The organism is Vibrio sp. PBL-C16 (genome assembly GCF_034321865.1).
GTDB lineage: Bacteria > Pseudomonadota > Gammaproteobacteria > Enterobacterales > Vibrionaceae > Vibrio > Vibrio alginolyticus.
This window is the reverse complement of sequence record NZ_JAXLNY010000002.1, coordinates 468,859-489,567: the sequence shown is the minus strand read 5'-3', so window position 1 is coordinate 489,567 and position 20,709 is coordinate 468,859. Positions and strand designations below refer to the sequence as shown.

Here is a 20,709-nt window from a genome sequence, read left to right as displayed (position 1 = left end):
TTGCCAGATGCACATGAATACAAACGACTATACACCAAGCGAACCTGCCACAATTCCAGAGCTCGCTCTCAATGTAATAACTCGTGAAGAGCACAACATTTCGCGTAAGCAGATCAGTGATAATGCGCTGAAGGTACTGTACCGCCTAAATGGTGCTGGTTTCGATGCTTTTCTTGTGGGTGGCGGGGTTCGAGACTTACTGCTTGGACAAAAACCAAAAGATTTTGACATTGCGACCAACGCAACTCCGGAACAGATCAAACAGCTATTTCGTAACTGCCGTTTGATTGGTCGCCGCTTCCGCTTGGCTCATATTATGTTTGGCCGAGACATCATTGAGGTTGCGACATTCCGTGGTCACCACCAAGAGCAAAAGAATAAGAGCATTTCTCAGCAATCAAAAGAGGGTATGCTGCTGCGTGACAACGTCTACGGCACCATCGATGAAGATGCTGAGCGCCGTGATTTCACGATTAACTCGATGTACTACAACATCGCAGATTACTCGATTCACGACTACGCACGTGGTATTGAAGATTTAGAAGATCGCCTAATTCGACTGATTGGTGATCCAGAAACACGCTACCGTGAAGACCCTGTGCGCATGCTGCGTGCGGTTCGTTTCGCGGTAAAACTAGACTTTGATATTGAAGAAGACACCGCAGCGCCAATCGAACACATGGCACCGTTGCTCGGTGACATTCCGTCAGCGCGTCTTTTTGAAGAGTCACTCAAATTATTGCAATCCGGTCATGGCTTAGAAACCTACCACCTACTGCGTGAGTACAACCTATTCCAGCAACTATTCCCGACGATTGCAGCGCACTTTACAGAAGATTACTCCTCTCACACTGAGCAGATGTTGGATCTTGTCCTAGATTCTACCGACATGCGCATCGAAGATGGGAAACGCATCAATCCAGCATTTATGTTTGCTGCAATGCTGTGGTACCCACTGTGTGCGAAAGCCGATGAACTGATGGAAGAGCGCAACTTAGGCCATTACGACGCCATTATGGAAGCGAGCAACATCATTCTTGACGAGCAAGTTCGCACAATTGCCATTCCAAGACGCCACACCGCAACCATTCGCGAGATTTGGCAGTTACAGCTTCGTCTTCCACGACGTAACGGTAAACGTGCATTCCGTCTTATGGAGCTCAATAAATTTAGAGCTGGCTTTGATTTTCTTGAAATGCGCGGTGAAATTGAAGGTGGTGACACTCAGAAGCTTGCCAAGTGGTGGGAAACTTTTCAAAATGCAGGCCGAGAAATGCGTCAAGCAATGGCTGCCGACTTAGACGGTCAATCACCGAAAACAGGCCAGCGCCGCCGTAAAACTTATCGCAAGAAAAAGAGTAAGCCCAAATCATGATTACAGCGTACATTGCGGTAGGCAGTAACTTGGCTGATCCTGTCAGCCAAGCGAAGCAAGCGATTGAAGCATTAAAAACGCTGCCTAAATCAGAGTTTGTTCAAGCTTCTTCGCTATACAGCAGCACGCCAATGGGGCCACAACACCAACCGGATTACATCAATGCGGTTGTGTCTATTAACACCAGTTTGACGCCTATTGAATTGCTCAATTGCACACAAGCTATAGAGCAAGAACAAGGGCGTGTCCGTAAAGACGAACGCTGGGGACCAAGAACCTTGGACCTCGACATTGTGCTTTATGGCAATGAGGTGATTAATTCCGAGAGGCTGATCGTTCCTCATTATGGAATGAAAGAGCGTGAATTCGTACTCTACCCTCTTGCGGAAATTGCACCAAGTTTACAACTCCCTGATGGGACCGAGGTCTCTAAACTACTGGAACAAGTAGATAGAAACGGCCTCAGTATCTGGCAGTCATAGCCAACTCCTAGTAAGGATAAAACCATGAAAAAAATGACCATCAACGACCTAATCAAGTGGAAGCAAGAAGGTCGTAAATTTGCTACTTCAACCGCTTATGATGCGAGCTTTGCCCAACTGTTTGAAAGCCAAGAAATGCCAGTACTTCTTGTTGGTGATTCTCTAGGTATGGTTTTGCAAGGTCACAACGATACTCTGCCAGTAACGGTCGATGATATCGCTTACCATACTCGTTGCGTACGCGCTGGTAGCCCAAATTGTTTGTTGATGGCAGACATGCCATTCATGAGCTACACCACGCCAGAGCAAGCTTGCGAAAATGCGGCTAAACTGATGCGTGCTGGTGCCAATATGGTAAAAATTGAAGGTGGTGACTGGCTTGTCGACACGGTGAAAATGCTCACTGAACGATCAGTTCCAGTTTGTGCTCATCTTGGTTTAACTCCTCAAGCTGTTAATATTTTTGGTGGTTACAAAATCCAAGGTCGCGATCAAGAAAAAGCAGACCGCATGGTAAAAGACGCATTAGCGCTGCAAGAAGCAGGCGCTCAAATCGTCTTACTAGAATGCGTACCAGCTGAGCTTGCTGAACGTATTACGCAAGTGCTTGACGTTCCTGTTATCGGTATTGGTGCAGGTAACGTAACAGATGGTCAAATTCTCGTAATGCATGATATGTTTGGTATTTCTGCCAACTACATGCCGAAATTCTCCAAAAACTTTCTTGCTGAAACAGGTGATATGCGCAAAGCCGTTACTAAATACATTGAAGATGTAGCCAACGGTGTATTCCCAGACGACGCTCATACCATTGCCTAGAGGATAAATGCATGCAAACTTTTGCGGAAATCTCAGCAGTTCGTGAACACCTTAAAACCTTTAAACGTGAAGGTCGTAAAGTGGCGTTTGTCCCTACCATGGGCAACCTTCACGAAGGCCACTTAACTTTAGTGCGTAAAGCACGCGAATACGCTGATATCGTTGTCGTAAGCATCTTTGTTAATCCGATGCAGTTTGATCGTGCTGACGATTTAAATAATTACCCACGCACGCTAGAGGAAGACTTAAGCAAGTTAACCTCTGAAGGGGTCGATGTGGTATTTACGCCAACACCAGAAGTTATCTACCCAGAAGGTCTGGATAAGCAAACCTTCGTCGATGTCCCTGGCCTATCAACAATTCTCGAAGGCGCGTCTCGACCAGGTCATTTCCGTGGCGTGACGACGATTGTGAATAAGCTGTTTAACATCGTACAACCGGATGTCGCGTGCTTCGGCGAGAAGGACTTCCAACAACTTGCGGTTATCCGCAAGATGGTTGATGACCTAGCAATGGACATTGAAATCATCGGTGTACCAACCGTACGTGAAATGGACGGTTTAGCAATGAGTTCACGCAATGGCTTGCTTACGCTGGACGAGCGTCAACGTGCTCCTGTACTTGCTCGTACAATGCGTTGGATCAGTAGTGCCATTCGCGGTGGCCGCGATGACTACGCATCGATCATCGAAGATGCAAGCGACCAACTTCGAGCTGCAGGTCTGCACCCTGATGAGATCTTCATTCGTGATGCTCGTACATTACAAGTGATCACACCAGAAACGACACAAGCTGTCATTCTGATGTCTGCGTTCCTAGGCAAAGCTCGTCTTATCGATAACCAAACGGTAGATATGGTTGTCGAAGCGAAGGAAGAAGCTGAATCTAACAATACAAACTCAGAGAGCGCAGAGTAAGCTCTGAGTCATAAAAGTAAAAAGGTCGACTCTTAGTCGACCTTTTTTATACTCTACGTATAGACGCAATCTAACCCTTCAGGGCGAGTTTTAAACCGCTTGTGCAGCCACATCCACGCTGGAATATCACGTTTTATCATTTTCTCAAGCTCTTGGTTCAAGATGCTTGCCGCTTTAACCGCATTACGTCTCTCGAAACGCTCGCTAATGTCTTTTCCAATGTACAGCGTGTAATGGTGATTTTTACTCACTGTAACGCCAGATATAACCGCGCACTTTGTTGCATCAATGAGAACACTAGACCCGACGGTACTCGCCGCTTGTTCAACAGCAAAAAACGGCGCAAAAACAGAATGGCTAACGCCATAATCATGGTCGGGCAAATACCAAAGTCGATGACCATTCTTCAGAACTTTGAGCATTGATTTCACGTCTTTTCGATCAATCATTTGATGTCCAAAACGAGTTCGACCTCGATGTTGAATAAACTCATAAGCAGGATTCGAATTTGGGCGATAAACGCCATAACCTTGGGCAAACTGGCTAAAAATACGAGCGGTTATCTCCAAGTTTAAATGGTGACTGCACACCACCAACACACCACGTCCATTATTTTCCTCAGCGAGTAAACGATCTTTTCCAACAATAGAGGTTATCCGACGTATCCGCCAATCTGGCCAAAACCAAGCGATACCGGTTTCGATGATAGCCATTCCAGTATATTGAAAGTTTTTTCGTACTACGTCCTTACATTGCCAATCCGTAAAATCAGGGAAACACAGCTGGAGATTACGCAGAGCGATCTTGTGTCGGCGCTTCATTACATGCATCGCAATACAGCCGATGCTTCTACCTAAGATTCGCAATACTACGTATGGCAGTACATTAACAAGAATCGCTAAAGATCCAAATGCCAGCCATACAGACCAATATTTGGGCTTAAGTAACTGATAGGAGAAAGGCGGCGGCGAGACAATATTCATAGGATCACTCATTTATTACAAATGATTGAAACCTACCATGATAAAAACCGAAAAATTGTATGGGTATGTATTGTTATGCACGCGAAAGAGCAGCGTGAATCGCCGCTCTTTGCTTTATGAGAATGGCTTAGCTTCTTAGCCCAATCCCTTTGGTTACTAGATAATGCGCAATGGCATACAGTGCAACAACAAACACTGCAAGTACACTAAATGAAGTGACAATGCCCACATCCGAGACACCTAAAAAGCCGTAGCGGAACGCATTCACCATGTAGACGATTGGGTTGATCTTAGAAACGCCTTGCCAAAATTCAGGCAGCAGACTGATCGAATAAAAGACTCCTCCCAAGTAAGTTAAAGGAGTCAATACAAACGTAGGGATGATCGAAATATCATCAAACGTTTTTGCGTAAACCGCATTGATCAAGCCACCGAGAGCAAATACAACCGACGTCATGAAGACAGTCGCGACAATAATGCCCCAGTGCTCCACTTGCAAATCAACGAACAAAAGTGACACACAAGTAACAATTGCACCGACCAACAAACCTCGAGTCACGCCGCCCACCACATAGCCAGCAATAATCACATAGTTTGGTACCGGTGCCACCAGCAGTTCTTCAATATTCTTCTGTAGCTTTGCACTAAAGAATGACGACGCCACGTTCGAGTATGAGTTAGTGATCACCGACATCATGATCAAACCTGGAACAATGTACTCCATGTAACTAAAGCCGCTCATCTCACCAATTCGAGAGCCAATAAGATTGCCGAAAATGATGAAGTACAACGTCATCGTAATGGCTGGCGGCACTAAGGTTTGCACCCAAATACGTGTAAAACGAGTAACTTCTTTGCTCAGCAAGCTGCGAAATGCCGTCCAATATAAACCGTACATTTAATTACTCCCCTCTCTTACAATGCTGACAAACAACTCTTCAAGTCGGTTGGCTTTGTTACGCATTGAGAGAACTTTAATGCCATGCTCTGTTAACTGACTGAATACCGAATTCAATCCTTGGCTCTTATCTAGTTCTATCTCTAAAGAGCCATCAACAATACTTTGTCGATTAACACCTTCAAGCTCAGGCACCTCGACTTCTGACTCAATATCCAAGATAAATGTCTCGACGCTTAGCTTACCTAGTAACGCCTTCATGGTGGTATTTTCAATCAGCTCACCACGATTAATAATGCCGATATTTCGACACAGCATCTCCGCTTCTTCTAGGTAGTGTGTCGTTAAAATAATCGTAATTCCTTGCTCTTGGTTGATCTCTTTCAGAAACCCCCACATTGAGCGGCGTAGTTCAATATCCACTCCAGCCGTTGGTTCATCTAAAATGAGTAATTGCGGCTCGTGCATCAAAGCTCTTGCGATCATTAAACGACGCTTCATCCCACCGGATAGGTTACGAGCACGCTCTTGGCGTTTTTCCCATAAATCCAATTTTTTCAGGTATTTTTCTGCTCTTTCTTTGGCTAATACTTTAGACACACCGTAATAGCCAGCTTGCTGCATCACAATTTGCTCAACGGTTTCAAACTGGTTGAAGTTGAACTCCTGTGGCACCAAGCCTAAATTCTGCTTGGCCAATTCGAGGTCGGTATCAATGTCATAACCGAAAACTTTCGTCGTTCCGGAGGTTTTATTCACTAAGGAGGAAATGATGCCAATCGTGGTCGATTTTCCTGCACCATTGGGACCCAGAAGCGCGTAGAAGTCACCCTTTTTCACTTGGAGACTTATACCTTTTAACGCCTCAAAGCCACCTGCATACGTCTTGCGCAGTTGTTCAATTTCTAATGCGTACATAAGGTCTTGATTGCCGTTTGTTTGTGATTACTAATACCGACTCATATTTAGCAGCGGTTTACTACAAAATCGCCTTGGGTATCGTATTGGAGGTTCATCAGTTTATCGTTGAATAACGATGATTACAAATAAACCTTTCGATAATATTGGAAATATAACCCTTACCTCGTAAAGGTTATCTCTAAGTAAGACAAAATAGAGCATAAAAAAACGCAACAGGACACTGTTGCGTTTTTAACTGTCAGAATGATTACGCCGTTATGCGCTGATACTGATCTGCCTCAACATGTGCCACCGCCGCATTCAATGCTTCGTAACGGAATTGGTACATATTTTCATCCGGGACAAGGTCAATCACATGGAATTTCTCTAGCTGTTCTCGTGTTCGCTCATTCGGGCATAATAAATACACGGCACAATTGGCATCGAGAGCATCCTTAATCGCATTCTCTAACGCCAAACCGACGGTCACATCAATCATTGGTACATCCGTAAGATCGAGAATCATCACGTCATAGTCCGAAATACTAGAGTGCTGACGTGAAATGGCTTTAGAAACACTAAAGATCATCGGACCGGAAAGATAAAAGAACAGCACTTTACCATTAGCACGATCCAACAAACCACGCTCGCTGTCAGTCAGCGGCACATCATCTTCATCCGCGTCACTGATCGCTTTTACTTGTCGCGCCTGCTCTCGGCTCAAACGCTCGATGATGATAATGTTCGAGATAAAGACGCCTAAACCCACCGCAACGATAAGATCAACGAATACTGTAAGCAACATAACGCCATACATCACCGCCATTCCGGAAAAGCTTACCTTATGTGCCCTCTGAATAAAGCTCCAGTCTAGGATGTTAAAGCCAACATACACCGCAATGCCTGCTAACACAGCCATCGGGATTGGCTCTGTTAACCCGCCAGCAACCAGTACAACCAACGCCAACATTAGTGCACGAATCACACCAGATAATGGCGAACGAGCCCCAACTTGGATATTCGTTACCGTCCCCATGGTAGCCCCCGCCCCTGGCAGCGCACCAAACAAGCCTGAGATCATGTTAGCTAACCCTTGACCTCGCAGCTCTTTATCTGAGTCGTGTTCTTTACGAGTTAATGAGTCACCGATAACCGCCGTTAACAAAGTATCAATACAACCTAATGTGCCGAGCACTAATGCATCAATGACCATCTCGACAAACATATCTGTGTCAATATAAGGGGCGACGAGAGAAGGTAACCCAGCAGGAATTTCACCGATACGACGAATATCTTCTGTATCAAAGAGAATCACAGACAATAAAGTCACCGCGACCAATGCCACGAGCTGTGCAGGAACGTATTTACGATATTGCTTAGGGAAGAAAAAAAGAATCCCCAAAGTCAGTAGTCCCAAAAACAACTCACTGAACTTAAGGTTAGAAATGGTCTCCGGCAAAGCAGATAACGTTCCGAGTACTCCCCCTGAAGGCGCGGCATGCCCCATCAAAGGCGATAACTGCAGAATGATAAGAATCACACCAATGCCAGACATAAACCCGGAAATAACGCTGTAAGGCATCAAGGTAACGTATTTACCCAGTTTTAACGTCCCCAATAGGATTTGGAACGCGCCAGCCATCATGACAACCGTGAAAGTCATAGCCATGCCCGTTTCTGGGTATTTCGCCATCATACTGGTTAATACTGCGGTCATGATTACCGTCATTGGCCCTGTCGGTTCTGATATTAACGTATTAGAACCTCCAAATAACGAGGCAAACAAACCGACCATTATTGCCCCCCAAAGGCCGGCCTCAGCACCGGCTCCGGATGCAACACCAAACGCTAACGCCAGAGGGAGAGAGATAATCGCTGTGGTTACCCCGCCAAATACATCCCCTTTGAAATTGATATCTTCAAAACGACTACCGAACACTGCTGATTTTCCCTGCATTCAATTTTAAAAAGTAAAATATCACTACTTTAACGAGCTAGGCGAAAATTTAAACCATAAATAGATTAAGGCTAAATTCACACCACAAATAGTTTCACCAGATTTTACTTTTTTCTTAATGAAAACTAGTCAGATGAGTCCTATCTGACGAATATTTAACGAGATCGAAATTGTAACATTGTGTATAGTTACAACACTGATCGCTTGCATGTGCACACAAACAGCGGCAGCGATTTTGTCTTTTAAGGGAAGTAGTTTGCAAAATGCCGGAAATAAAACAGTTATTTGAAAACAATTCGAAATGGTCTCAAGAGATCAAATCTGATCGACCTGAATACTTCGCAAAACTCGCTGAGGGGCAAAAGCCTGATTTTCTTTGGATTGGCTGCTCTGATAGCCGCGTTCCTGCCGAGCGACTAACCGGGCTATACTCAGGTGAACTCTTTGTTCATCGGAATGTTGCAAACCAAGTTATCCATACTGATCTCAACTGTCTATCTGTCGTCCAGTACGCCGTAGATGTGCTTAAGGTTAAACACATCATTGTCTGTGGACACTATGGATGTGGTGGCGTAAACGCAGCCATTGATAACCCTAAGCTAGGTCTTATTAATAATTGGCTGTTACATATCAGAGATATCTATTTCAAACACCGCACTTACCTAGATCAAATGCCGCAACAAGATCGAGCGGATAAACTAGGCGAGCTTAATGTTGCAGAGCAAGTGTACAACTTGGGTAACTCAACCATCCTGCAAAACGCTTGGGAGCGTGGGCAAGATGTTGAAATTCATGGTGTGGTATACGGAATTGAAGATGGTCGCTTAGAGTACTTAGGCATTCGTTCTAACTCTAAGGAAACCGTAGAAGCGTCTTACCAGAAAGCTCTTTCGACGATTCTAAATACAGACAACAAGCTCCTTTGTCGCTAAGTCATATCTAAAAGTTGAACGAAAAACGCCCATCTTAGATGGGCGTTTTTTTATATTTTTAATGCTGAACTCAATAATTATTCTTGAGGTACAACTTTACCGATGTATGGTAAGTGGCGGTATTTCTGCGCGTAATCAATACCCACCCCAACGACAAACTCATCTGGAATTTCGAAACCAATCCAATCCACAGGAACATTCACTTCACGACGAGATGGCTTATCTAGGAGCGTACAAATAGCGATAGACTTCGGCTCACGTAGCGAAAGAATCTCACGGATTTTATTTAGTGTGTTACCAGTGTCAATGATGTCTTCAACAAGCAGAATGTCTTTACCTTTGATGTCATCATCCAAATCTTTCAAGATACGAACGTCACGTGAGCTTTCCATCGTATTGCCGTAGCTTGACGCAGTCATAAAATCAACTTGGTGAGTCAGTTCGATAGCACGTGCCAAGTCTGCCATAAATACAAATGAGCCACGCAATAAGCCTACCAACACAAGATCTTCACTACCTTGATAACGCTCTGTAATTTGTTTGCCTAATTCACGAACTCGCTCCTGAACTTCTTGCTCAGAAATCATGACTTCTATTGTATGTTTCATACTGTGCTCAATCTAAATTTGTGGGTTGAGGTAAGTCGCACGCAAACGATCACCTAATCTTACGGCGTGTAGTGTATCACCACGTTCATTGGGTTGAAAGTCGCATCCTGTTGCCAAAAAATCTTGGAAGAAGGTCTTAGTTTTATAAAGTTCATAGCTAAATTTATCAATAATAATGACATTACTGTATATAAATTGTTCTACAGATGTTGACCTTGTGCATATGCACCATTACACTCATCACTGCTTTAAGCAACTATTAAAATAATCAATTAGGGGGTTACCCCCAATATCAACTCAAATGGCAAGGAAAATGGATATGGACTCAATTGCAAAGAGACCTAGAACTAGGCTTTCTCCAATTAAGCGTAAGCAACAGTTAATGGAAATCGCATTGGAAGTATTTGCGCGCCGCGGCATCGGTCGTGGTGGTCACGCAGATATCGCAGAAATTGCTCAAGTTTCTGTGGCGACTGTTTTTAACTACTTCCCTACACGCGAAGACTTGGTGGATGAAGTTCTCAATCACGTCGTACGTCAGTTCTCAAACTTCCTATCGGATAACATAGACCTAGACTTACATGCACGTGAAAACATCGCCAATATTACTAATGCGATGATCGAGCTTGTCAGCCAAGACTGTCACTGGCTAAAAGTATGGTTCGAGTGGAGTGCTTCAACACGTGATGAAGTATGGCCATTGTTTGTTTCAACTAACCGTACTAACCAGTTGCTGGTACAAAACATGTTCATTAAAGCAATTGAACGCGGTGAGGTGTGTGACCAGCACGATTCAGAACACTTGGCAAACCTCTTCCACGGTATTTGTTACTCACTGTTTGTCCAAGCGAACCGCGCTAAAGGTGAAGCGGAACTGAAACATCTAGTGAATTCATACTTAGATATGCTTTGCATTTACAACCGTGAACACTAAAGCTTAACTAGTAATATATGTCAGCCCACCGTTTGGTGGGCTTTTTATTGTCTGCTGTCAGCTAAGCACACATTTATATTCCTATGTAACAAGCATAAAAAAACCGCTGCAATGCAGCGGCTTCTATCATTCAGTCAGAAAAAGCTTACTTCTTCTTAACTGCTTTTTTGTTTGGAAGGTCAGTGATTGAACCTTCAAATACTTCAGCAGCTAGACCTACAGACTCGTGTAGAGTTGGGTGAGCGTGGATAGTCAGAGCGATATCTTCTGCATCACAGCCCATCTCAATTGCAAGGCCGATTTCACCAAGTAGTTCACCACCGTTAGTACCAACAATAGCACCACCGATTACGCGGTGAGTTTCTTTGTCGAAGATTAGCTTAGTCATACCGTCTGCACAGTCAGATGCGATTGCACGACCTGATGCTGCCCATGGGAATGTTGCTACTTCGTACTTGATGCCTTCTTCTTTCGCTTCTTTTTCAGTCTTACCAACCCAAGCCACTTCTGGCTCAGTGTACGCAATTGAAGGGATAACTTTAGGGTCGAAGTAGTGCTTCTTACCAGAGATAACTTCAGCAGCTACGTGACCTTCATGCACACCTTTGTGAGCAAGCATTGGTTGACCAACGATATCACCGATCGCGAAGATGTGAGGAACGTTAGTACGCATTTGCTTATCAACGTTGATGAAGCCGCGCTCGTCAATTTCTAGACCCGCTTTTTCACCGTCGATTAGCTTACCATTTGGTACACGACCGATAGCAACTAGAACCGCATCGTAACGCTCAGCTTCAGCTGGCGCTTTCTTGCCTTCCATTGAAACGTAGATACCGTCTTCTTTTGCTTCAACTGCTGTTACTTTCGTTTCTAGCATTAGCTTGAACTTGTCTTTGATACGCTTAGTAAATACTTTCACGATATCTTTGTCTGCTGCAGGAATTACCTGGTCAAACATTTCAACAACTTCAACTTTAGAACCTAGAGAGTGGTAAACCGTACCCATTTCTAGACCGATGATACCACCGCCCATGATAAGCAGTTTTTCTGGCACTTCTTTTAGTTCAAGAGCGTCAGTAGAGTCCCAAATACGTGGGTCTTCATGCGGGATAAATGGCAGTTTGATTGGACGAGAACCAGCCGCAACGATTGCGTTGTCAAAGTTAACAACTGTTGGCTCACCTTCGCCTTCTACAAGGATAGAGTTAGGGCCAGTGAACTTACCGTAACCGTTAACTACTGTTACGTTACGCATCTTAGCCATACCGCTTAGGCCGCCAGTTAGTTGGTTAACAACTTTTTCTTTCCAGATGCGGATTTTGCTGATGTCTGTTTGAGGCTCACCGAACACAACGCCGTGGTCAGCCATCGCTTTCGCTTCTTCAATTACTTTAGAAACGTGAAGCAGTGCTTTAGATGGGATACAACCCACGTTCAGACATACACCGCCAAGCGTGCTGTAACGTTCAACTAGTACAGTTTCAAGACCTAAGTCCGCACAACGGAATGCAGCGGAGTAACCAGCAGGACCAGAACCAAGTACAACAACTTGGGCTTTAATTTCTTTGCTCATTTTGACCTCTTGTAGTCATTATCCCTAACAGGCTGAGTGGGTATCGATTTTTTATGTTTAAGAGAGATTTGTTTTAAACAGTTATTTTCAGACCGCTAACAGTTTACAGAGATGTTAATGGTGTGAAAAGTAAATCAATTTAGCCTGTGAGCTAGACAACAATTCGATTGTGAAAACCCTGAACGAAGCAAGGCTGATAACCAAATTGTCGGTAATTATGATTAGCAGAGGCGGCTAAGTTGCCGCCTCTCATTCATCTAATTTCTATTACAGAACTAGACGACGAATGTCAGATAGACATGAGTTTAGGTAAGTGATGAAGCGCGCACCTTCAGCACCATCGATCACACGGTGGTCGTATGATAGAGACAGTGGAAGTTGTAGACGCGGTTCGAACTCTTTACCGTTCCATACCGGTTTCATTTCTGACTTAGACACACCTAGGATACCAACTTCTGGCGCGTTTACGATTGGAGTAAACGCCGTACCGCCGATACCGCCTAGGCTAGAGATAGTGAAACAGCCACCTTGCATGTCAGCAGCTGTTAGCTTGCCTGCACGTGCTTTCTTAGAAACCGCCATTAGCTCTTCAGATAGCTCGTAGATGCCTTTCTTGTTCACGTCTTTAAATACAGGAACAACTAGACCGTTTGGTGTATCTACCGCGATACCAACATTCACGTATTTCTTCAGAATTAGGCTCTCACCGTCTTCTGATAGAGAAGAGTTGAACGCTGGGAACGCTTCAAGCGCTTTAGCTACCGCTTTCATGATGAACACAAGTGGTGTGATCTTCATGCCAGTGTCTTTCTTCGCTTCAATCGCGTTTTGCTCTTTACGGAATGCTTCAAGAGCCGTGATGTCTGCGTTATCCCACTGTGTAACGTGCGGGATCATTACCCAGTTACGGTGTAGGTTTGCGCCAGAGATCTTCTTAATGCGAGATAGCGGTTGAACTTCTGTCTCACCAAACTTGCTGAAGTCCACTTTTGGCCATGGTAGTAGACCAAGAGCCGCGCCGTCGCCTTTGCCAGATGCTGCTGCACCTGCGCCAGACTCAAGACGCTTAAGTGCATCTTTCACGTAAGCTTGAACGTCTTCTTTTAGGATACGGCTCTTACGACCAGAACCTTTAACCTTAGAAAGATTAACGCCAAATTCACGCGCTAGACGACGAACAACTGGAGACGCGTGAGCGTACTCATCGTTTTCTTTGAAATCGCCAGTCGCTGCTGGAGCTGCTGCCGCTGGAGCTTCTGCTTTAGGAGCCGGAGCTGCAGGTGCTGCCGCTTGAGCTGGAGCTGGAGCTGCTGCAGGAGCAGGTGCTGCACCCGCCACTTCGAATACCATGATTAGTGAGCCAGTAGACACTTTGTCGCCAGCTGCAATCTTGATTTCTTTAACTGTGCCAGCGAAAGGTGCAGGAACTTCCATAGAAGCTTTGTCACCTTCAACAGTGATTAGAGATTGCTCTTCTTCCACTGTGTCGCCAACCGCAACCATGATCTCAGTAACTTCAACTTCGTCGCCGCCGATATCTGGAACGTTCACTTCTTTTGCCGCAGACGCTGCTGGAGCTGCTGCCGCAGGAGCTTCAGCTGCCGCTGGTGCTGCTGGAGCGCCTGAACCTGCTGTTTCGAATACCATGATAAGTGAGCCAGTCGATACTTTATCGCCTGCTGCAACTTTGATCTCTTTTAGAGTACCTGCGAATGGCGCTGGAACTTCCATAGAAGCTTTGTCGCCTTCAACAGTTAGAAGAGATTGCTCTTCTTCGATGCTGTCGCCAACGGCAACCATGATTTCAGTAACTTCTACTTCATCACCACCGATGTCTGGTACGTGAACTTCTTTTAGTTCTGCCGCTGCTGCTGGAGCTGGAGCTGCTGCTGGAGCTGCTTCTGCCGCAGGAGCAGGTGCAGCGTCAGCTGCACCCTCGGCTTCGAAAATCATGATTAGAGAACCAGTAGAAACCTTGTCGCCTTCTGCAACTTTGATTTCTTTAACGATACCCGCTTGAGAAGCAGGAACTTCCATAGAAGCTTTATCGCCTTCAACTGTGATCAGAGACTGCTCTTCTTCAACCTTGTCGCCAACGCTTACAAGAATCTCAGTAACTTCAACCTCATCCGCACCGATGTCTGGTACATTAATTTCGATTGCCATTTCTTATCTACCTTCTTAATTAAGCGTATAGCGGGTTTGTTTTCTCTGTGTCGATGTCGAATTTCTTAATTGCTTCTGCAACTACAGATTTCTCAACTTCGCCACGTTTCGCTAGTTCAGTTAGCGCTGCTACTACTACGTAACCTGCGTTCACTTCGAAGTGACGACGTAGGTTTTCACGGCTGTCTGAACGACCGAAGCCATCAGTACCAAGAACTTTGAAAGACTCAGCAGGAATGTATGCACGAACCTGCTCTGCGTAGTTCTTCATGTAGTCAGTTGCTGCGATAGCAGGTTCAGTACCCATTACTGTTTGGATGTAAGGTACTTTCGCTTCCGCTTCTGGGTGAAGCATGTTGAAACGCTCTGCATCTTGGCCATCGCGAGTTAGTTCGTTGAATGACGTTACAGAGTAAACATCAGAAGCAACACCGTAATCATCGCTTAGGATTTGAGCTGCTTTACGTACTTCATTCATGATAGTACCAGAGCTCATTAGCTGAACTTTCGCTTTGTCGCCCGTGTAAGTTTCTAGCTTGTAGATACCTTTACGGATGCCTTCTTCAGCGCCTTCTGGCATTGCTGGCATTGCGTAGTTTTCGTTCATTAGCGTTAGGTAGTAGAACACGTTTTCTTGTTCTGGACCGTACATGCGACGGATACCGTCTTGCATGATTACAGCTACTTCGTACGCGAACGTTGGGTCGTAAGAAATACAGTTAGGAACCGTACCCGCCAAAATGTGCGAGTGGCCGTCTTCGTGCTGTAGACCTTCACCGTTCAACGTTGTACGACCCGCAGTTGCACCTAGTAGGAAACCACGTGCTTGTTGGTCACCAGCCATCCACGCCATGTCGCCAACACGTTGGAAGCCGAACATTGAGTAGTAGATGTAGAACGGAATCATTGGTAGGTCGTTTGTCGAGTATGAAGTCGCAGCAGCAACCCATGAAGACATAGCACCTAGCTCGTTGATACCTTCTTGTAGAACCTGACCTGAAGTCGCTTCTTTGTAGTAAGAAACAACGCCACGGTCTTCTGGTGTGTATGTTTGGCCGTGCGGGTTGTAGATACCGATTTGACGGAACAGACCTTCCATACCGAATGTACGTGCTTCGTCAGCAATGATAGGAACGATGTTCTTACCAATGTTCTTGTTCTTAAGTAGAACGTTTAGTGCACGTACGAATGCCATAGTAGAAGAGATATCACGCTTCTGTTCTTCTAGTAGTGGCTTGAATTCTTCTAGCTCGGGAACGATGAATTCTTGAGTGAATTTTGGTAGACGCTGTGGCGTGTAGCCGTGTAGCGCTTTACGACGAGCGTGTAGGTATTCGTACTCTTTTGAACCTTCTTCAAGTTTCAGGTACGGAAGTTCTTTCACTGCTTCGTCAGTTAGGATGTCTTGAAGACCTAGACGATCACGTAGGTGTAGTACGTGAGTCATGTCCATCTTCTTAACTTGGTGCGCGATGTTCTTACCTTCAGCCGCTTCACCCATGCCGTAACCTTTAACAGTCTTAGCTAGGATTACTGTTGGACGACCTTTAGTTTCTGCCGCGTTTTTGTATGCCGCGTATAGCTTAGAAGACTCGTGACCACCACGCTTAAGTGCGAAGATTTCGTCATCAGTCATGTCAGCAACAAGTGCAGCTGTCTCTGGGTACTTACCAAAGAAGTGCTCACGTACGTACGCGCCATCTTTTGATTTGAATGTTTGGTAGTCGCCGTCGATCGTTTCATTCATAAGCTGTAGAAGCTTACCAGTCGTATCTTTAGCTAGTAGTGAATCCCAGTTGTTACCCCAGATTACCTTCACTACGTTCCAACCAGCACCTTTGAACAGACCTTCAAGTTCTTGAATGATCTTACCGTTACCCATTACAGGGCCATCTAGACGCTGTAGGTTACAGTTGATTAGGAAACATAGGTTGTCTAGTTTCTCACGCGCAGCGAAAGAGATAGCACCACGTGATTCTGGCTCATCCATCTCACCGTCACCTAAGAACGCGTAAACGCGCTGCTCTGAAGTATCTTTAAGACCACGGCCTTCTAGGTACTTAAGGAAACGAGCTTGGTAGATAGAAGCGATTGGACCTAGGCCCATCGATACTGTCGGGAACTGCCAGAATTCAGGCATCAGTTTAGGGTGCGGGTATGAAGGAATACCTTTGCCGTCTACTTCTTGACGGAAGTTGTCTAGCTGCTCTTCAGTTAGACGACCTTCAACGAATGCACGTGAGTAGATACCTGGTGAAATGTGACCTTGGTAGTAAACTAGGTCGCCACCATCCTTCTCGTTTGGTGCACGGAAGAAGTGGTTGAAACATGTCTCGTAGAACGCAGCAGAAGACTGGAAAGACGCCATGTGGCCGCCTAGCTCTAGGTCTTTCTTAGATGCACGTAGAACGATCATGATAGCGTTCCAACGAATAATTGAGCGAATACGACGCTCAAGTGTTGTGTCACCTGGGTATGCTGGTTCTTGGTCTGCAGGAATCGTGTTGATGTAGTTAGTTGTGATACCTGTTGGCATATCAACACCGTCTAGACGTGCTTTATCTAGAACTTGCTCTAATAGGAATTGAGCACGCTCTAGACCTTCTTCACGTACAACTGACTCAAGCGCTTGTAGCCATTCTTGAGTTTCCAGTGCATCTACGTCATGCTTCATATCAGACATGGCGATCTATCCTTCTGTTGGTTGGATCTACTTATTTAAGTAACGCTCTTACGAGTCATTACCCTGCTGAATTCGACGTAGAGAACGCTCTCGTCGAGACTCTTCTCGAGTCAAATCCAACAATGTTTCTTCGATGTAAGCCAAGTGCGAGTGGGACATTTCTCGCGCCTTTTCAGGCTGACCAGAAACAATCGCATCCACGATATTGGCTCGGTGTTTACTGACTTTCTCGACCGCTTCTGGGCGGCGACGTAGTAATTTAAAATTTTGTAGAATATTTTGCTCAAGCAAAGGTGCTAAGCTTCGAACAATGTGCAACAAAACCACGTTGTGCGCGGCTTCTGTCAAAGCGATCAAAAATTGCATCACTTCCGCAGATTCAGCTTCGATATCGTTGTTTGCTTGCTCTTGGCTAATGCGTTCAAGGCAACCTTGAATACGCGCAAAATCTTCTTCGGTACCACGTAAAGCTGCAAAGTAGGCTGAAATTCCTTCCATCGCATGACGAGACTCAAGCACATCAAGCTGGGTTTCAGAATGACTAGACAACAAATTCAACAAGGGATCTGAAAAGCTCTTCCAGATATTCTCACTTACGAATGTTCCGCCACCTTGGCGACGAGTCAACAAACGCTTCGCTTCCAAGCGTTGAATGGCTTCTCGGACTGAAGGACGAGACACATCGAACTGTTTTGCCAGTTCACGCTCTGGAGGCAGTTGTTGCCCCGGAGACAATGTTCCTTCCACTATCAACCTTTCTAACTCTTGTTCTATAACATCAGAGAGTTTTGGCTGACGAATCCTTTGATAAGCCATAATTTATTGTTCTTCTACTCTTGCAGGTAATTGGTAATACCAATTTTAAGTTGGTGCAGAAATTAACATAATTAAAACGCCACTGTCCAGCCGAAAATTGACCTAAATCATAGAACGAGCTTACTTCCAACACTCTGATAACAATCGACTGTTAAAACAGCAATAGAATTGGTATGACCAATTACATAAAGCATACAAATGGGAAGTCGACGTGCTAGCAGTTTTGGAAAAGAAATACAGAAAATGACAAAATTATCAGTCTATTTATTCACCAAAACGGCATGTACGAGCGTAAAAATGTAGTTAACTTTTAACAATCATTAATATTTCTGGTATCAAAAAAAGGCATACCTGATCGTATGCCTTATTTATTTCGCTTTTTTGAATTTACACTTTCGCTACAAATCAACGCTGTATAAGCAGTCTATATTTCACCCAATCAAAGCTTAGACCAGGATCGCTTTTTCTCAAGGGCGCAATATATTGATGACCGGTAATTCGTGGCGGGGTGATTTGAGGATAAGACTGCATAATCACCTCAGTGATCTCTGCAAGTGATTGATATTGCGCTTCTGTGTAGGCAGTAAATTCTGTCCCTTCAAGCTCGATACCAATGGAATAGTCATTACAACGCTCCCTGCCTGCGAAACTGGATTGACCGGCATGCCATGCTCTATCAAGAAAAGAAACAAATTGAACAACCTCGCCGTTTCTTTTAATCAAGCAATGTGCAGAAACGCCCATTTTGTGAATAACTTCAAAAAATGGATGTTCATTTGGGTCTAGCTTGCCAGTGAAGAAGTCCTCTATATATGGTCCACCAAACTGCCCAGGAGGCAAACTGATATTGTGTACCACCAGCAGAGAGATGTCGTTTATATCAGAGCGGGCATCAAAAAATGGTGACGGAACATGCTTTGCTTGTGTCAGCCAGCCATTCTCGATAATTGGGCGCATATCAACCTCTCTACTTTGCAAATTAACTGCTGAAATTATTGACACCGGAGAGTATCATTCGTTGCCATCTCCCTTTCAAGACAAGATTTGCGATGAAGAACACACACAACATTCAAGAACGCCTAGAATACCTTAAACAACAACTCCCTTTAGAGATCACTCGCTCTGTCGCTGATACCTTAAAAGAAGATCTAGGTGGCAGTGTCGACGCAGATAACGACATTACTGCATCTTTGATCCCTGCCGAGGCGGTTAATACTGCAACGATTATTACTCGTGAGCATGGTGTGTTCTGTGGTCAAGCATGGGCTGATGAAGTTTTTAAACAGCTCGGTGGCAAGGTCAGCATTGAATGGCACGTAAAGGACGGCGATAAAGTCGAACCTAACCAAACCCTTTGCACGCTGACAGGCCCTGCTCGTGACTTGTTGACTGGTGAGCGTAACGCAATGAACTTCATCCAAACGCTGTCTGGCTGCGCAACAGTTACCGCAGAGTACGCTGAAAAAATCGCGCATACCGAGTGTCGTCTACTCGACACACGCAAAACCATTCCTGGTCTGCGTAGCGCACTAAAATACGCCGTGACGTGTGGTGGTGGCTTTAACCATCGCATCGGCGTGTTCGATGCTTACCTCATTAAAGAGAACCACATTATTGCTTGTGGTGGCATCACTCAAGCCATCCAAAAAGCGAAAGAGCTTAACCCAGGCAAACCGGTAGAAGTAGAAACGGAAAGCTTAGAAGAGTTGAAACAAGCGATAGAGGCTGGTGCCGACATCATCATGCTCGATAACTTCACAAAAGAAATGATGCGTGAAGCCGTAGCGATTAACGCAGGTCGTGCCGCTTTAGAAAACTCCGGCAACATTACGCTAGAGACCATCGCAGAATACGCAGAAACCGGTGTCGATTACATTTCGGTAGGCGCGTTGACTAAGCATTTAAAAGCGATGGATCTTTCGATGCGCTTCAAATAATAAAAGCAACACAATCTAAATTACTTCAACCAACTCAGTGAGTTGTGAGTAATTCATCATTTAAAAGGGCCAATTGGCCCTTTCTTTTTATCCACTAAAAAATAGTACTACTCGCAAAACTCTGCATGCGATATGCAACTTTTCACCAAAGAGTTTTATCTCACTCGAGAGCCCATCCCTTCCCCATTTTCAACCCACCTTAACTCTCCATAATCTTTCGCCAATGCAAGAGCATTATTAATTTTTAGGAAAGGGTTAAAAATGAAAAACAGTAAACAGAAAAAACAGCAAGGTTTTACCTTGATTGAATTAATGATTGTCGTCGCGATTATTGGTATTTTGGCCGCATTTGCTGTGCCTGCTTATCAAAACTACACAAAAAAAGCGACGCTGGCAGAGTTCCCAAAAGCAGCTTCTGCGATGAAGTTAGCCGTTGAGTTGTGTGCACATGAAAATGCATCAAACGCAGCTACTTTTAAAACGAACTGCTTATCTGGTAGTAATGGTGTACCTTCAAAAATTAACAACCTAAATGATATCTCTATTGAAGCAGTTGCTGGATCATCAGGCGTAAATGTCATTGCAAAAGCTGTAGCAGTAAAAGGGCCGATTGCTAGTGGAGAACAGTATACTATGGCATCTAACTACACGACTAGTGGTATTGAGTGGGCGGGCTCATGTCAAGATTCTAATGGTAATAGCCAATCTGATTACTGTCCTGAATAATTC

18 protein-coding genes are annotated in these 20,709 nt (G+C 44.8%); 8 read left to right on the top strand and 10 right to left on the bottom strand.

The window, feature by feature from the left end:
* The first annotated feature begins 7 nt into the window (after positions 1–7).
* Genes pcnB through panC form a run of 4 tightly spaced genes read left to right on the top strand, consistent with a single transcriptional unit; the run spans position 8 to position 3,593 of the window.
* Positions 8–1,375, top strand: coding sequence for a polynucleotide adenylyltransferase PcnB (pcnB, locus tag UQW94_RS10595; RefSeq protein WP_005386589.1), 1,368 nt, complete (start codon positions 8–10; stop codon positions 1,373–1,375).
* Positions 1,372–1,857 (top strand): 2-amino-4-hydroxy-6-hydroxymethyldihydropteridine diphosphokinase, encoded by a 486-nt coding sequence (gene folK, locus UQW94_RS10590; RefSeq protein WP_104975577.1) that lies wholly within the window; start codon positions 1,372–1,374, stop codon positions 1,855–1,857. Before pcnB ends, folK begins: the two co-directional genes overlap by 4 nt.
* Positions 1,858–1,881: 24 nt before the next feature.
* Positions 1,882–2,676 carry a 3-methyl-2-oxobutanoate hydroxymethyltransferase gene (gene panB, locus UQW94_RS10585; protein ID WP_005386592.1) on the top strand — a complete coding sequence of 265 codons (795 nt, stop codon included), beginning with the start codon at positions 1,882–1,884 and terminating at the stop codon, positions 2,674–2,676.
* Between the two features lie 11 nt (positions 2,677–2,687).
* A complete protein-coding gene (panC, locus tag UQW94_RS10580; protein WP_005380005.1) occupies positions 2,688–3,593 on the top strand; it encodes a pantoate--beta-alanine ligase in 906 nt (301 codons plus the stop codon).
* 53 nt (positions 3,594–3,646) lie between these two features.
* Here panC and UQW94_RS10575 read toward each other — a convergent pair whose 3' ends face one another.
* From UQW94_RS10575 to UQW94_RS10560, 4 genes are all read right to left on the bottom strand, one after another.
* Positions 3,647–4,576, bottom strand: coding sequence for a Kdo(2)-lipid IV(A) acyltransferase (locus UQW94_RS10575; RefSeq protein ID WP_322142229.1), 930 nt, complete (start codon positions 4,574–4,576; stop codon positions 3,647–3,649).
* A gap of 127 nt (positions 4,577–4,703) precedes the next feature.
* Positions 4,704–5,474 carry an ABC transporter permease gene (locus tag UQW94_RS10570; protein ID WP_322142228.1) on the bottom strand — a complete coding sequence of 257 codons (771 nt, stop codon included), beginning with the start codon at positions 5,472–5,474 and terminating at the stop codon, positions 4,704–4,706.
* On the bottom strand, positions 5,475–6,392 hold the full coding sequence (locus UQW94_RS10565) for an ABC transporter ATP-binding protein (protein ID WP_005380000.1): 918 nt from the start codon (positions 6,390–6,392) through the stop codon (positions 5,475–5,477). It lies immediately after the preceding gene.
* A gap of 250 nt (positions 6,393–6,642) precedes the next feature.
* Positions 6,643–8,313: a SulP family inorganic anion transporter gene (locus UQW94_RS10560; RefSeq protein WP_005379997.1), complete on the bottom strand. Its 1,671-nt coding sequence runs from the start codon at positions 8,311–8,313 to the stop codon at positions 6,643–6,645.
* 281 nt (positions 8,314–8,594) lie between these two features.
* On the opposite strand from UQW94_RS10560, the gene can reads away from it, so the two are divergent.
* Positions 8,595–9,263 (top strand): carbonate dehydratase, encoded by a 669-nt coding sequence (gene can / locus UQW94_RS10555; RefSeq protein ID WP_005379996.1) that lies wholly within the window; start codon positions 8,595–8,597, stop codon positions 9,261–9,263.
* Positions 9,264–9,340: 77 nt separating this feature from the next.
* Here the strand turns inward: can and hpt are convergent, their stop codons facing one another.
* Positions 9,341–9,871, bottom strand: coding sequence for a hypoxanthine phosphoribosyltransferase (gene hpt, locus UQW94_RS10550; RefSeq protein ID WP_005379995.1), 531 nt, complete (start codon positions 9,869–9,871; stop codon positions 9,341–9,343).
* Between the two features lie 319 nt (positions 9,872–10,190).
* On the opposite strand from hpt, the gene opaR reads away from it, so the two are divergent.
* Positions 10,191–10,805: a transcriptional regulator OpaR gene (gene opaR / locus UQW94_RS10545; RefSeq protein ID WP_005379994.1), complete on the top strand. Its 615-nt coding sequence runs from the start codon at positions 10,191–10,193 to the stop codon at positions 10,803–10,805.
* A 145-nt stretch (positions 10,806–10,950) separates the two neighbouring features.
* Here opaR and lpdA read toward each other — a convergent pair whose 3' ends face one another.
* The 5 genes from lpdA to ampD form a co-directional block, all read right to left on the bottom strand.
* Positions 10,951–12,378 carry a dihydrolipoyl dehydrogenase gene (lpdA, locus tag UQW94_RS10540; protein WP_005379993.1) on the bottom strand — a complete coding sequence of 476 codons (1,428 nt, stop codon included), beginning with the start codon at positions 12,376–12,378 and terminating at the stop codon, positions 10,951–10,953.
* Positions 12,379–12,645: 267 nt separating this feature from the next.
* Positions 12,646–14,544 carry a pyruvate dehydrogenase complex dihydrolipoyllysine-residue acetyltransferase gene (gene aceF / locus UQW94_RS10535; RefSeq protein WP_005386611.1) on the bottom strand — a complete coding sequence of 633 codons (1,899 nt, stop codon included), beginning with the start codon at positions 14,542–14,544 and terminating at the stop codon, positions 12,646–12,648.
* 19 nt (positions 14,545–14,563) lie between these two features.
* Entirely contained in the window at positions 14,564–17,227 is a 2,664-nt protein-coding gene (aceE, locus tag UQW94_RS10530; protein ID WP_213966906.1) for a pyruvate dehydrogenase (acetyl-transferring), homodimeric type, read from the bottom strand.
* A 48-nt stretch (positions 17,228–17,275) separates the two neighbouring features.
* Positions 17,276–18,043, bottom strand: coding sequence for a pyruvate dehydrogenase complex transcriptional repressor PdhR (pdhR, locus tag UQW94_RS10525; protein WP_005379989.1), 768 nt, complete (start codon positions 18,041–18,043; stop codon positions 17,276–17,278).
* Positions 18,044–18,448: 405 nt separating this feature from the next.
* Positions 18,449–19,000 carry a 1,6-anhydro-N-acetylmuramyl-L-alanine amidase AmpD gene (ampD, locus tag UQW94_RS10520; RefSeq protein ID WP_042521337.1) on the bottom strand — a complete coding sequence of 184 codons (552 nt, stop codon included), beginning with the start codon at positions 18,998–19,000 and terminating at the stop codon, positions 18,449–18,451.
* 92 nt (positions 19,001–19,092) lie between these two features.
* Between ampD and nadC the strand changes: the two genes are divergently transcribed.
* Together nadC and UQW94_RS10510 are read left to right on the top strand one after the other, a co-directional pair.
* Positions 19,093–19,980, top strand: coding sequence for a carboxylating nicotinate-nucleotide diphosphorylase (gene nadC / locus UQW94_RS10515; protein WP_047102656.1), 888 nt, complete (start codon positions 19,093–19,095; stop codon positions 19,978–19,980).
* Between the two features lie 261 nt (positions 19,981–20,241).
* Positions 20,242–20,706, top strand: coding sequence for a pilin (locus UQW94_RS10510; RefSeq protein WP_322142227.1), 465 nt, complete (start codon positions 20,242–20,244; stop codon positions 20,704–20,706).
* Positions 20,707–20,709 lie beyond the last annotated feature (3 nt).